Source organism: Gordonia sp. 852002-50395_SCH5434458 (genome assembly GCF_001665905.1).
GTDB lineage: Bacteria > Actinomycetota > Actinomycetes > Mycobacteriales > Mycobacteriaceae > Gordonia > Gordonia jacobaea.
Window position 1 is genome coordinate 1 of record NZ_LZTC01000033.1, and the last position, 13,667, is coordinate 13,667.

Genomic DNA, 13,667 nt, shown 5'->3' on the forward strand with positions numbered 1-13,667 from the left:
CATCGAGTACAGCGACGAGTCGGCTATGCCTATGGTAGTTGACGATTCATCGATAACTGCTGCCATAGTGTAAGGCAATGTGACGGTGCGAATCTGGGAAACGGAAGATTTAGCCGCCGGAGCGATGGTGGGAAACTCTGTGGCGACCAAACCTGTGCCGAGAAGTGCTGCGGCACAGAGTGTTAAAGACCTGGTGCGGAGACGTGATGCGGGCATCGGGCAGATTCCTGTCAGTTGCCCCCCTAGGCTACAGAGTAGATACGAAAACCGATTCGGTCGAGTTAATGGGGGGTAACTAAGAAATGCTATGAGGATTCTACCGGCGGATTCACAGAGGGGTTTCAGGTTGGCTGCGCACTATACGCTTACGGCTCGTGGACCGGTCCCGAAATCGGAAGGTCGACACCTTGTTCGGCTCGACGGGCCGCTCTGTGCGATGCGAGATCGGGGTCGGCAAGGTCGAGGTTCGCGGCTACGGCGCTCACGGCGGCCGACGCTTGGCCGTGACTGCCTGTTCGTCGACGCTTCCGCCGCGTCGTCGGGTTGGGTTGGGGCGGGCTCGGACCCGTGCAGAAAGTAGGGGAAGGGTTCTTTCCCCGAGTTGTCGACGTTTCTCCGCGAAACTACCCACGGAAACCCACAAAACCCGGGGAAGAACTTCTTCCCCGGGTTTCTGCACTGGACGGACCAGGATGGCGACCGAAGTGTCAGCCGGCGACGTGTCAGATGGCGACGGCGGGGCTGGGCGCCTCGATGGCGACGTCGGACTCCACCATCATCCGGACCAGTGACTTGAAGTCGACGCGAGGTTTCCAGCCGAGCTTCTCGTGTGCCTTGGTGGAGTCGCCGATGAGGAGATCGACCTCCGCGGGGCGGAAGAACTGGGGGTCGGTCTCGACGTAGCGCTCCCAGTCGGTGATGCCGACGGTCTCGAAAGCGACGTCGAGCAACTCGCGGATCGTGTGTGTCTCTCCGGTCGAGATGACGTAGTCGTCGGCCTCGTCCTGCTGGAGCATCCGCCACATGGCGTCGACGTAGTCTCCGGCGAAGCCCCAGTCGCGCTTCGCGTCCAAGTTGCCCAGCACGAGCTTGTCCTGAAGGCCCAGGCTGATGCGAGCCACAGCCTGTGAGACCTTCCTGGTCACAAACTCGGGCCCGCGTCGCGGTGATTCGTGGTTGAACAGAATGCCCGAGCTCGCGTGCATGCCGTACGACTCGCGATAGTTGATCGTCATGTAGTGCCCGTAGACTTTGGCGACGCCATAGGGCGAGCGCGGCCAGAGCAGCGTCGACTCACGCTGGGGTACGTCCTGCACCTTGCCGAACATCTCCGAGCTCGACGCTTGGTAGAAGCGCACGTCCTTGCCGGAGTCGTCGGAGTAGAAGCGCACGGCCTCGAGCATATTGAGAACACCGAGACCCGTTACCGCACTGGTCAATTCGGCGTTGTCCCAGGAGTACGCGACAAACGACACCGCGCCAAGGTTGTACACCTCGTCGGGCTGAGCCTTTGCCAGTGCCCTGATGAGGCTGGCCAGGTCGAGAAGGTTGCCGCTGAGGATCTTCACGTATGGGTGGCTGCGTCGCAGTGCCGGCAGCTTGGGGTTGTTCTGCCCACGGATCAGTCCGTAGACCTCGTAGCCCTTCTCGTGCAGCAACTCAGAGAGATAGAGCCCGTCCTGGCCGGTCACGCCCGTGATCAGTGCGGTTTTCAACGTGTGTTCACCTCAATGCTTGCCAGCAGCCGTAGCGATCCGGCGTCTGAAGGTTTGGACTAGGCAGGAGCAACAGGAGAGTCTGCATAGTGTGCGCGCTTGAATTACAACCGATTTTCGCCACCTCGGCAAGCGCAGTGGCAGTAGTCACAGGAGATGGCAAAACCGTATCAGGAAACCTGAAACATTCGCGACTATCGCGACGATATGGACTTAATGCCTAAGGCACGTTTCGTATGCTCAGGTGGGCCTGGGGTGGCGAATTCGTGCACTCAACCTCACAGAAAACTTGCGGTATCGGCGCCTGGGCTTTGTGTTTGGCTTGTAGCTCGCGACGTCGATCGGGCGCGCAACGCTCGGCGCGTCGCACCCAAGAAGTTTCCTCCCGTTCACCCGATGGAAACATGCGGTGAGCTGGTTCGACGCGTCGCGTGCGGACTTCGTTTGCCGATGTCAGTGCTAAATAGTGACGGTGCGCACATGGCGGTAACGAACTCCATTCTCGTGCCGAATGGTGTGATAGACACGTGTAGATGGCCATAATGTCCGATTCGTTCGGCTGCGCGTGTCAAGCATTTTGGGCGCCGGGCTTTTATGGCGGAGCCGCTTGCTGGAGCGAATAGTTTCCACGACTGGGTTACGCTTGCGCGGTGTGTATCGGGAGATGGTCGGCGGTTTCAACGATGAAACCGTTCTGAACACTGTGTATTCCGCTCTTGAAGTCAACGTCCACGAATGGCGGTTTCTAAGAAATCATGCGCCTCGCAATAGCCCACGACTACCTCACGCAAAGGGGTGGCGCCGAGAAGGTTGTCTTGGCTCTGGCAAAAGCGTTCCCTGACGCGCCCATCTACACCACCCTCTTCGACGCGGATGGTACGTATCCGGAGTTTTCCTCCATGGATATCCGGCCGAGCTTCCTCAACCACGTTGGCCCGTTGCGTCGAAACCATCGAGCGGCACTCCTCGCGTTGCCGCCTGCGGCACGGTCGGTAAAGATCGACGCAGATGTCGTGATCGCGAGTTCCAGCGGCTGGGCACACGGATTTCAGACGACCGGGCGCAAGATCGTGTACTGCTATTCGCCTGCCCGATGGCTCTACCAGACCGATGCGTATCTCGGTGACGGGGCCGGACTGGCAAAGCGTGTCACGCTGGCACTCATGGCGTCGTCACTACGTCGCTGGGACCGTAGAGCAGCAGCGCAGTGTGATCAGTACCTCGCCATCTCACGCGCCGTCGCCGGCAGAATCAACGACGTGTACGGACTCGACGCGGCCGTACTGCCAGCGCCGGTCACACTCACCGCACTGCCGGATTCCGCGATGGAAACGGTCCGTGAGATCGAGCCGCTTGTGCGAGAAGAGGACTCGTACTACCTGTGCGTGTCTCGATTGTTGGCCTACAAGAACGTGGACAAGGTGCTCGATGCTTTCGCCGGCAGTGGACGCAAGCTCGTCGTAGTCGGTCGTGGGCCTGAACGCGACGCGCTTGTGGCAAAAAATCTTCCGAATGTGACCTTTCTCCAGGACCTTTCGGACGCGCAGATGTCGTGGCTGTATCGACACTGCCGAGCAGTGGTTGCGGCGAGTCTCGAAGACTATGGACTCACGCCTCTCGAGGGCGCGATTTACGGAAAGCCCTGCGCTGTGCTGCGTTGGGGCGGCTTCTTGGACACCGTCGTCGAAGGTGTGACCGGCGTCTACTTCGACAATCCCGATCCGCGCTCGATTGCTCAGGCGGTGACCGCGTTGGAAGAGATCGAATGGGATCCACGCGTGATCGCGAACCACACGTCCCAGTTCAGTGAAGAGATGTTCAGTTCGGAGATGCGGCACCACGTCGACAAGCTGGTGCAGTACGCATGAGTACGTCAGCGCCGATAGCGCTCATCACGGGTGTCGAGGGCCAGGACGGCTGGTATCTGAGCCAGTTGCTCAAGGCCGAGGGATTCGAAGTGCACGGTACGGTTCACCGCGAGCCGAACATCGGGGACGAGACCGTTGAACAACTGATCGCGAACAGGGTGGGCGTCCACGTCGCCGATGTGGTCGATGGCGACAGAATGCGAATGCTGTTCGACGCCGTGCGGCCCGATCACGTCTTTCACCTGGCCGGCGTGTCTTCGGTTGCGCGGTCGTGGGAAGACCCGGTTGGCACGACTCGCACCAACTCCATGGGCACGGCTGTTGCGGTCGCTGAGGCACTTCGGTTTCAGGAGGTGTCGGGTAAACCCGTCACTTTCGTAAACGCTTCGAGCGCAGAGGTGTTCGCGGGATCTGGCCGCGTTCCGATCGACGAGACGGCCCCGATCGCACCGATCACACCGTACGGCGCATCCAAGGCGCTCGGTCACACACTCTGTGTTGCCTATCGAGCCAAGGGGCTCGCCGCGTCGAATGTGATCTTGTTCAACCACGAATCGCCCAAGCGCCCCAACACCTTTGTGACCGGCCGGATCGCGGAAACAGTTGCACGGATCGGGGCCGGAAGCCCCGAGACGCTCTCACTGGGCAACCTGAGCGCTCAGCGTGACTGGGGGTGGGCGCCCGACTACGTGGACGCGATGCGTCGGGTTGCACTGACCGGACGCGGCGAGGACTACGTGGTCGCTACCGGAACGCTGCATTCGGTCGCCGACTTCGTTGCCGCCGCCTTCGCTTCCGTCGGTATCGAGGATTGGGCAGAGCGAGTCGAGGTGGCAGACAACCTCGGGCGACCCAACGACGCCGCCGTGCTCGTCGGCGACTCGACGCGGTTGCGTACCGAGTTGAATTGGGCACCGACGCGGACCTTCGAACAAATCGTTGAGTCCATGGTCAATCACTACGCGCAGAAAGAGATGGCATGACGGTGGAAAGCGCCCGGCAGGACGAATCAACGGGTTCTGAGCAGAGCGAGCCGACGATCACGCTGCCGCAGCGAGACGACTTCACGCCGCGCTACGACTTCAACGACATCAGCAAGTTGGGCAAGGCGCGCAACAGGATCGGCATCCTGCTCTACAACTCGTTGATCACGCACATCCCGTCGCACACTGTGCGACAGGGCTTTCTGCGAGCCTTCGGTGCGAAGATCGGGAAGGGGACGTCGATTCTTCGTGGCTGCCTCTTCTTCGACATCGACCAGGTGCGGATCGGCGACTACTGCTCCATCGGATTCCGATGCCTGTTCGACGCTCGATCGGGCATTCTGATCGGCGACAACGTGGTCATCGCGTCGGACACGCAGATCATCGCCGGGCACCACGATCCCAACAGCCCCACCTTTGCGCCGATTCTCAATCCGGTGCGGATCGGCGACTACGTGTGGCTGGCAAGTCGGTCGACCGTGCTCGCGAACGTCGACATCGGCCGAGGCGCGGTGGTTGGTGCCTGCGCGCTGGTGACGAAGTCGGTGAACGACCTCGAGATGGTTGCCGGTGTGCCTGCGAAGGTTCGCTCTATGCGCGATCCCGATGCGTTGCAGTACCGGCCGTTTTATCGGCCGCTGCTGTACTGACGGTCGGACCGGAGAGGATGCCGCTGCTGTGAACGCAGGACTACGGGTGATCTATGTTGCGCCGGAGACGGCTGCGGGTGGCGTCGGCGCATTTGCTGATCTCTTGTTGCCTGCGATTCGTGACCTGGTCCCCGACGTCGTCGAGATCCGCCACGGTAAGCCGGGATCGGACACAGTCGCACAACTGCGCGCGCGTCGTGCACAGATCGTCGAGGCGATCGCCGGTGCGGGTGGTCGCGACGTGGTCGTGCACAGCGAGCTGTCCGGCGGTTCCGTCGAATCCCTGTGGCCAACTGCGCGTCTGGGCGTTCGCTCGACGGCCGTTGTCCATGATCCGCCGAATCTGGTGTGGTGGCCGTTTCGGACGAAGTTCCTTGCGGACCGCAGGGTGCTCAACCACGGCCTGCATTTCGGTGCGCGCCCGGTGTCGCATCAGATCGAGAAGTACCTCGGCGCTCGACGTGAGTACTTTGCGCTCAGTGAGATCGGCGCTGAGTCGATTCGCGGCCGCTTCCCCGGGGCAACCGTGGCGCGGACCTACCATCCGACCACCACGAGCGTCGAACTCCCCGAGCCCTCGTTGCGTCCGCGTGCGGTGGGGCTCTTCGGGATTGTGTACCGAGGCAAGGGTTTTGAACACATTTCCCGAATCCGCGAGGTGCTGCCCGACGACATCGAGGTCCGCATCGCGGGCCGTGGAACGGAGTCGATTCCGTCGTCACCGGGCGTCACCGTCCTCGGCACGCTCGATGAGGACGAGCTCGCAGACTTCTTCGGCTCCATCCAGGCGCTGCTGATGCCGTATGGGCGACGCAGCCCGTACGGAATCGCATATCCGGCGTCAGCTGTTGCGGCACAGAGCATTTCCCATCAAACGCCCTACGTTTCGACCGATCACGGCGCGCTCGGTGAACTCGGCGCCGAGGGTGGAGCCATCGTCGTCTCCGGGGAAGCGGACGACCTCGCCGGTCTCATGGCTCAGCAGGCCGCACAGTTGCTCGACGACCCGGCCCGAATCGGAACCCTCCACGATGAGCTCGTGCGCCTGTGCAAGGAACGCACGCCCAAGCAGATCGCGGAAGCGCTCGTGGAAACGTGGTCGCGGTGAGCCGGTTCGCGGCGGCTCGCACACTGGCACAGTCGCATTCGCATCTCACGAAGGCACTCGTCGCGGCGATGTGGACGTACGGCGGGCGTGGGATCGGACTGCTGTGGACGTTGATCCTGATCGCCAAGCTCGGCATCGGCGGATACGGGCAGTACGCCATGGCGTTCGCCCTTGCCGCTATCGCAGCGGCTCCCGTCGACAACCCGTTCAGTGTCCGCGCCATTCGCGAGAGTGAGTCCCGCTTCCTTTCGGAACGATCGGGCCGGGTTCTGGTCGGTCTGACGGCAATGGCCGCCGGAGTGGCGCTCATCCCGGTCAATTACCTCGCATGGTTCGCGTTGCTCGTCGGCGGCGGCGAGATCGTCTTCAACGCCTACAAGAGCCGTGCCTTCCGCGACGGCGACCCGCACCGCGTCATGCGGATGGATACGATCCGGCAAACGACCAGTATCGCGCTCGGTACGGGCTACCTCATGCTGGCTCCGCAGCCAAGCCTCGTCGGCGCCAGTTTGCTCTATGCCGCACCGTATCTGGTGATCGCCTGCGCCTCGATTCGGATGGTCTGGGGCGTCGCGCCGAAGGCTCCCGGCACTCCGCGCATCATCGCGGTGCTGTTCACCGAACACCTTGCCAACGCGGTGTACATCCAGGGCGACATCCTGCTGTTGGGATTCCTCACGAACAGCGATGTGGCCGGCTACTACTCGGTGGCGAGCACATTCGCCTGGGCGGTCGCACAGGTCGGTCAATCGTTCGGCGTGACCTACCACGAGAAGCTGCGAGCCGCAGGAGGACACGCATCCGCCGGGCCGCCCAAGAAGCACGTGTTGGTCGTGGCAACAGGGGCGTCGCTGGTACTTCTGACTGTGGGCGTGGTGCTCCTGTTCACTCCGGTGGCCACCCAGCTGGCCGTGTCAATGATCGTGATGTCGGCGTTCGTGTTCCTGCGAGTGTTCAACTTCGTCTATACGACGCTTCTGTATCTCCAACGGCGCGACGCCGTGCGCACCATCTCGGCAGGCGCTGTCGCGCCGGTCAAACTCGGACTGGTGGCCGTCTTGGCGATGGCTGGGCTGGGTGCTGTCTCGGGCGCGATCGCGTCGGTCGTCGCCGACGCACTGCTGCTCGTGGTCCTCAGCCGGGCCTCTCGTTCTGGCCCACTGGAATTGGGCGACACCCCAGAGATGCTGGAATCGGGCGACATCCCAGAGACGCCAGCGCCGGAACGTGGCGGTCGACATCGTCGTGAAGAGCTTGAAAACGAGAGGGGGGTGCTATGGAGCGGGTAACTTTTCTGCTCTCCAAGGATCCGACGACCGAGCATGGTGGCGACATCGCACTGTCGCGCATCTTGCTCGGGATCGCGTCCGAGCACTACGACGTCGAGGCAGTGTGTTTATCCGGGGAGACGGGCCCGGCTGAGGACCGCAGCGTGACGCGCGTGCCCAAGCCGCCCGTCAGTGCTCGCTCGCTGCTGGCTCGTAGCGCGCGGCGTATGCAGAGCCTCTGCCATGTGCGTTACGACGTCGAAGCGCTTGTGGCCGAGATCAACTCGCGCGAATCGGATGTCTTCATCGCTGAGCACAGCTATATGGCCGAGTCGTTTCTCCGCTCTCGGCATGCGGGCAACACCCCGTTCGTGGTCAACACGGTGAACACCGAGTCGGAGGTCTGGAAGGCGACCCGCGGCTGGGTTGGGCGGGTGGAGGCGCCACGAATACTGCGGGACGAGGTCCGTGTGGCGAGGGCTGCGGACGCCGTCGGAACCTACGATCGCGAAGAGGCCGAGTTCTATCGGAGCCAGGGAGTTCCACTGGCGCGCTGGATCGACCTGACATTGCCTCCTGCGCCCCGATTGGATCTGACGAGCACCGCGAGGCGATTGGTGTTCATGGGAACGAGAGACTGGCCTCCCAACCAGGAAGCATTCCTCACAGCCCTGCGACTGTGGCCGAGGATCTCTGAGGGCATCAGCGACGCCGAACTGTGCATTATCGGGGCGAAGAAGCCGGGCGCTGCCGATCCGGAGTATCCCGACGGGGTTCGGGACCTGGGTTTCGTCGACGATCTGCAAGAGTTCTTGGGTACGTGCCGCGCGCTGATAGCGCCGGTCTCGACCGGTGGCGGTGTGCGGGTCAAGATCCTCGAGGCCGCGGCCAAGGGCCTCCCCGTTGTGGGGACGTCGGCCGCGATCGGATCACTCGGGCCGGTGCTGGGCCTCGACCCGTGTGATTCTGACGACGAATTCATCGCCGAGTGTCGACGGTTTCTCCTGGAAACCGATTATTCGACGAAGAACGGGTCGGAACTGTATGAAAGGAATGCCTCGCGGTGGGACGCGGGCGTGCCGCAGGAGTCCGTGCTCGGTTTAATTGCTCGTAGCCCCGTGCCCGCAGGCAGATGAGATCATGGAACCACCACAGTCACGACCGGCCACAGTCACGAACCCCTCACATTCACGAACCTCTCACATTCACGAACTCCTCACATTCACGAACAAGGACTGGATATCGCAATGAAGGCGATCGAACGACGAGATCACGAAGGCCCTTCGGCGTTGAAGAAGGGGGGTGTCTCCCGTGTGGCCCCTCGCTGGGCACGGCCGATGATGGTGATAGCGCTCCTGGTCGCAGTCGTTGGTGCCCTCACGACTGCCACGTCCGGCCAAGCACACGCCTTCCCGCGAGCCGAGTTCGGTTTCAGCGAGGGCGGGTATTCGCTCAAGAGGTCGAATGCGCAGTTGTCTGCGACATACGACTCGGCATCCGAGTTGGGAGCTACGTGGTCGAGGATGGTCGCGTACTGGCCCGATATCGAGCCGTCGCCCGGCAAGTTCGATTGGTCCAACACCGACCGACTGGTGAATGGCGCCAAGGCGCGCGGATTCCGGGTCGACATCATTCTGCTCGGCGCGCCGACGTGGGCCGGCGGTAACGGTCTACCCGGCACTCCGCCCAATGCGGCTGCCTTCGGCAACTTCGCTGCGGCTGCGGCGCGCCATCTCGGCAACAGGGTCGATGCGTACGAGATCTGGAACGAGCCCAACCTCGTCAACATGTTCACGCCCGTCGATCCCGCGCGCTATGCGTCGCTACTGCGCGCTGCCTACCCGCGGATCAAGGCGATCGATCCTTCCTCGACTGTGCTCAGCGGTGGACTCGCGAGTACGACGGCGTTGAACCTCGGTGCATATACGACTCCACCCGTCGAGTTCCTCAGGCAGATGTACGCGGCGGGCGCTCGAGGCTTCATGGACGCTGTTGCCGATCACCCGTACACGTTCCCGTTCACCGCTGACCGAGACCCGAATGCGCGGTGGGCGCAGACTGCCCAGATGTACGACATCATGCGCGCCAATGGCGACGGTGGAAAGAAGATCTGGATCACCGAATTCGGTGCACCGACAGGTACCGGTAACGGCGCGGTGAGCGACGCATCGCAAGGCGCGATCCTCACGAGTGCGCTGCGCGAAGGGGCGTCGAGGCCCTACATCGGTCCGATGTTCCTGCACTGCATCCAGGATCCGGGTTCCAACCCGTCGAACGTCGAAGACAACTTCGGTGTCACGCGTATCAACAACTCGAAGAAGCCGGCGTTCTGGGCGGTCAAATCCCAGATCCGGTGAGCCGGGTATCGCTCCCGCGTCACCTTCTCGTCGCACTCGCAGCGGTGGTCGCTGTCGTGAGCTCGGTGTCGTGTGGAGCGGTGGGCACGTCGAATCAGACGAGCGGTTCGGAGAAGGTGCACGTGCAGGCGCCGCCGCCCACAACGCCCGAAATGGCGTTCTCCGGAGGCGGACGGTTGCTGTGGGCATCCGACGACGAACTGCGGCGGTACGTCGCGACGGTTGTCGACTCCGGCGCTCGTATGGTGCGTTTGGATTTGTCCTGGCCGCTGCTGGAACCCGCTGAGGGAGTATTCAATTGGGCTCCGTTGGATCGCGTGGTGAACGCTCTGAGGTCGAGCGGTATCGACGTGTTGGGCATCATCGACTACACGCCCGCATGGGCATCGGGGCACAGCGACCTGGTGACGTATCGCCCCAACACCGCGGCCGAGTACGGCGATTTCGCGGGAACCGTGGCGTCGCGCTACAAGGGACGAATCAAGGCGTACGAGATCTGGAACGAGCCAAACGGAACGCCCTACTTCCGTCCCGGACCGGACCCAGAGTTCTACACCTCGATGCTGCGGGCTGCCCATACCGCCATCAAGACGGAGGATTCGGCGGCATTGGTGATCGGGGGTGCCGTGGGATTGGCGCCAGACACCGAGGTCAGCATGAATGCGCGAGTGTTCATCGATCGCATGTATCGGGCGGGCGCCGGAGGACACTTCGACGCGTTGTCGGTGCATCCCTACAGCTACCCCAACGGGCTGACGGCCAACGCGGACAACAGGGACTCGCTCGTGTCGATGCTCGCTGACATTCGTGCCGAGATGGTCGAACGCGGCGACGGTGGTCAAAAGATATGGGCCACCGAGGTCGGCTACCCCTCGGGGGGCCCGGGTGGCAGTGAATCGCGCCAGGCAGGCCTGATCACGGAGTTGGCAGCAGACTGGGCGCAACTGCCCTACGGCGGTCCGGTCTTCATTCACGAACTGGTGGATCGTGGGGTTTCGGACGTCGACAACGGGTCGACAACGGACTTCGGCTACACCACGGTTGCTGCGGAGACATCATACGGAGTCGTGCGCTCGGACTTCACGCCCAAGCTCGCTTTCGCCAAGGTGAAATCGCTTGTCGCGCAGGACACGATCAGCAATCCGACGGTCGACAGGGTGCGCTCCGCCGCAGCGGAAGCCGCAAGCATGCTCGGCGAGGCGAGAACACCCGTGTATCAGACGACTTCGCGCAGAGGAATTGCCCAAACGGTGCAGCGGTACGCCTCGGGACGGGTGATATGTGGGTCAGCGGGCTGCTACGCGGTGCCTGCCGTCCTGGTCGACTACGTTGCGCTCCTGGGTTACCCGCCGTCGGGCGCGTTCACGGGGACAACGCAGGACATCGATTCGCCCGGCGGCACAAGGGTGTTCTACAAACCCGGAACCGGAGTCCACTCGCTGTCGGGTGAGATGCTGAAGGCTTGGTCGCCCGACGTGGGGTATCCCGTCGCCGAACAGCAGGTCATCGACGGCGAGACGATCGTGCAGTGCGAGAACGGTTCCATTGTGTACAGGCCCGGAGGTAAAGCGGTGGTGAGGTTTTCGTGAGGAAATGGGTGCGTAACCTTCTCATCGCGGTGGTGGTGCTCATGGCCGTGTTCGGGCTGCTCATAGTGGTGGCAATCGCGCGGCCGCTCCTTCATCGTGGGAGCAACGATCTGGGAATCCACCAGACCGTCGACGCTCCCGGCGCGGTGATCTCGGCGCGCGAGGTCTTCGATATTCCGCTCAGGCTGAAACTCGCCAAAGTCCATGCCGTGCACGTTCTCTACGCCTCGCGTGATGCCTCCGGCGTGATCCAGCGGGTATCCGGGACCGTGTTCAAACCAGACGGCGCCGCCCCGGCCGGGGGTTGGCCGATCATCGCGTTCGGCCACGGGACGAGCGGAATCAATCAGCCGTGCGCGCCGTCGAGCAGCTCGGGTATGGATGGTGCTGCGGCGCTTGCGCTGGGCCTGACAAGTGCGAAATACGCTGTGGCAGTGCCTGATTACCAGGGTCTCGGAGCGCCGGGAGTGCACCCTTACCTCGACAACGTCACCGAGGGCCACAATGTGATCGACTCGGTGCGTGCATTGCGCACGGTGTTCCCGGAATCGTCGAAGCGGTGGGCGGCATACGGCGGATCACAGGGAGGCGGTGCGGTGTGGGGGGCGGCAGATGCAGCGCCATCGTATGCGCCGGAACTCGACCTGCTCGGAGCGTCGGCGCTCGTACCTGCGGCAGACCTCACCGGGCTCGTCGACAAGGCGCTCGCCGGGACCCTTACCCGCGACCAACAGCTTGTGCTGCAATGGATCGTCGAATCCCGAGCGCGTATGGACCCGAACTTCCATCGCGACGACTTCCGCAAGGGTGCAGCTGTCGAGGGCTGGAACACGTTGTCGGCGTGCGACAGGTCGCTCGCCAAACGGCGAGACGAGATCGCCAAGAACCTCGGACCGCACGATATCGGTCCGCAGAATCCGGCTGCGGCACAACAGTTGCGGGATGTACTTGCTGCATACGCGCTGCCGAAGAACCGTTCCGCGGCACCGCTGCAGATCACCTACGGGACGGCCGACACCTTCATCGACGTCGCGTGGACCGACGCCGCCATCCGGCGCGCGTGTGAGTTGGGAGATACGATCACCATCGATCGGCAGCCGGGCAAGGGGCACGGAGACATCAACGGCGATGCTGTGATCCCTTGGCTGCTCGACCGATTCGCCGGAAAGCCGGCCCCCAACAACTGTTGATCGGATGAGACCGTGCAGGAACCGAACACAGCCACACCCGCATTCGATCTGACGCCGGGTTCACCCGATCAGTTGGCGCGTCACGGCGATTCCGGTCGACGAGAACAGGCGGTGCGCCGAGCCAAGGACAAGGTGCTGCGGCTGCTGGCGGCCGGCGAGCCTGCGCCACAGGTCGACTCCCCGTATCTGGTGGTCCCGATTCTCGGCCAGTCGAATGCGGTGGGCGACAACGAAGTCCAGCCGGATGACATGTCGCCGGGAACGCTACCCGTACACCAGTGGCCTGGGTGCGGAAGACGTAAGGGACAAATCCTGCTTGCCACAGACCCGCTACTGCATGAGATACCCGCGGGCGGCGTCGGTTTCGGCCGGTCGTTCGGCGAACACTTGGCGGCCGACACCGGTCGGCCGGTGCTGCTCGTTCCGTGCGGGCGTGGTGACACGTCGTTCTATCCCAAGAATGGTTACAGCTGGGACCCTGCTGATACGTCGGCGCGGGTCAACCTGTTCACGTTCGCGGTGACGCAGATAGAAGGCGCACTGGCGGCGGCGGGGCCATCCGCTCGGGTAGCTGCGTTTCTCTGGCACCAGGGCGAGTCCGACGTCCCGCTGCTGGCGCCCGATGCCTATCGAGCGCGACTCGAGTCCGTTGTCACCGGGCTCCGGTCTCGCTTCGGCGATGCTCCATTCGTCCTCGGCCAGATGGTTCCCGAGGAGATCGAGAGTCGACGCGCCGAGTATGCGGGCATCGACGACGTGCACAGGACCCTGCCACGGACAGTCGATAGCTGCGCTTTTGTGCCGGGACCCATCGGTATGGCCAAGTTGCCGACCGAGATCATCCACTACAGCCGCGCCGGTCAGCGGGAACTGGGTGACCGAATGTATGCGGCGTATGCCGAGCTGTCGTCGATAGGAGAGTCTCGCTGAAACCGGCCT

General features: G+C 62.9%; 11 protein-coding genes and 1 pseudogene. 10 read left to right on the plus strand and 2 right to left on the minus strand.

Annotation, left to right across the window (positions count from 1 at the left end):
- Nucleotides 1-216: pseudogene (locus A5785_RS23630) on the minus strand (hypothetical protein); the annotation flags it as partial.
- A gap of 506 nt (nt 217-722) precedes the next feature.
- The gene (locus A5785_RS06215; RefSeq protein WP_064865251.1) at nt 723-1,715 is read right to left on the minus strand and encodes a GDP-mannose 4,6-dehydratase; all 993 of its coding nucleotides are present in this window, start codon (nt 1,713-1,715) and stop codon (nt 723-725) included.
- 755 nt (nt 1,716-2,470) lie between these two features.
- Here A5785_RS06215 and A5785_RS06220 point away from each other — a divergent pair.
- The 10 genes from A5785_RS06220 to A5785_RS06265 all read left to right on the plus strand — a co-directional run bounded on the left by A5785_RS06220 (nt 2,471) and on the right by A5785_RS06265 (nt 13,658).
- Nucleotides 2,471-3,583 (plus strand): glycosyltransferase, encoded by a 1,113-nt coding sequence (locus tag A5785_RS06220; protein WP_064865255.1) that lies wholly within the window; start codon nt 2,471-2,473, stop codon nt 3,581-3,583.
- The gene (locus A5785_RS06225; RefSeq protein ID WP_064865258.1) at nt 3,580-4,566 is read left to right on the plus strand and encodes a GDP-mannose 4,6-dehydratase; all 987 of its coding nucleotides are present in this window, start codon (nt 3,580-3,582) and stop codon (nt 4,564-4,566) included. Before A5785_RS06220 ends, A5785_RS06225 begins: the two co-directional genes overlap by 4 nt.
- The gene (locus A5785_RS06230; protein ID WP_049700845.1) at nt 4,563-5,216 is read left to right on the plus strand and encodes an acyltransferase; all 654 of its coding nucleotides are present in this window, start codon (nt 4,563-4,565) and stop codon (nt 5,214-5,216) included. Before A5785_RS06225 ends, A5785_RS06230 begins: the two co-directional genes overlap by 4 nt.
- A gap of 28 nt (nt 5,217-5,244) precedes the next feature.
- Complete coding sequence (locus tag A5785_RS06235) at nt 5,245-6,324, plus strand: glycosyltransferase (RefSeq protein WP_064865261.1); 1,080 nt, start codon at nt 5,245-5,247, stop codon at nt 6,322-6,324.
- Nucleotides 6,321-7,613, plus strand: coding sequence for a lipopolysaccharide biosynthesis protein (locus A5785_RS06240; protein WP_231894343.1), 1,293 nt, complete (start codon nt 6,321-6,323; stop codon nt 7,611-7,613). Before A5785_RS06235 ends, A5785_RS06240 begins: the two co-directional genes overlap by 4 nt.
- A complete protein-coding gene (locus A5785_RS06245; protein ID WP_064865268.1) occupies nt 7,601-8,728 on the plus strand; it encodes a glycosyltransferase family 4 protein in 1,128 nt (375 codons plus the stop codon). Before A5785_RS06240 ends, A5785_RS06245 begins: the two co-directional genes overlap by 13 nt.
- A 177-nt stretch (nt 8,729-8,905) precedes the next feature.
- Nucleotides 8,906-9,949 (plus strand): cellulase family glycosylhydrolase, encoded by a 1,044-nt coding sequence (locus A5785_RS06250; RefSeq protein ID WP_231894342.1) that lies wholly within the window; start codon nt 8,906-8,908, stop codon nt 9,947-9,949.
- Nucleotides 9,946-11,538: a cellulase family glycosylhydrolase gene (locus A5785_RS06255; protein WP_064865271.1), complete on the plus strand. Its 1,593-nt coding sequence runs from the start codon at nt 9,946-9,948 to the stop codon at nt 11,536-11,538. The genes A5785_RS06250 and A5785_RS06255 overlap by 4 nt, the downstream gene beginning before the upstream one ends.
- An 8-nt stretch (nt 11,539-11,546) precedes the next feature.
- On the plus strand, nt 11,547-12,728 hold the full coding sequence (locus A5785_RS06260; RefSeq protein ID WP_231894341.1) for a lipase family protein: 1,182 nt from the start codon (nt 11,547-11,549) through the stop codon (nt 12,726-12,728).
- Between the two features lie 12 nt (nt 12,729-12,740).
- Entirely contained in the window at nt 12,741-13,658 is a 918-nt protein-coding gene (locus tag A5785_RS06265; protein ID WP_049700851.1) for a sialate O-acetylesterase, read from the plus strand.
- The last annotated feature ends 9 nt before the right edge of the window (nt 13,659-13,667 follow it).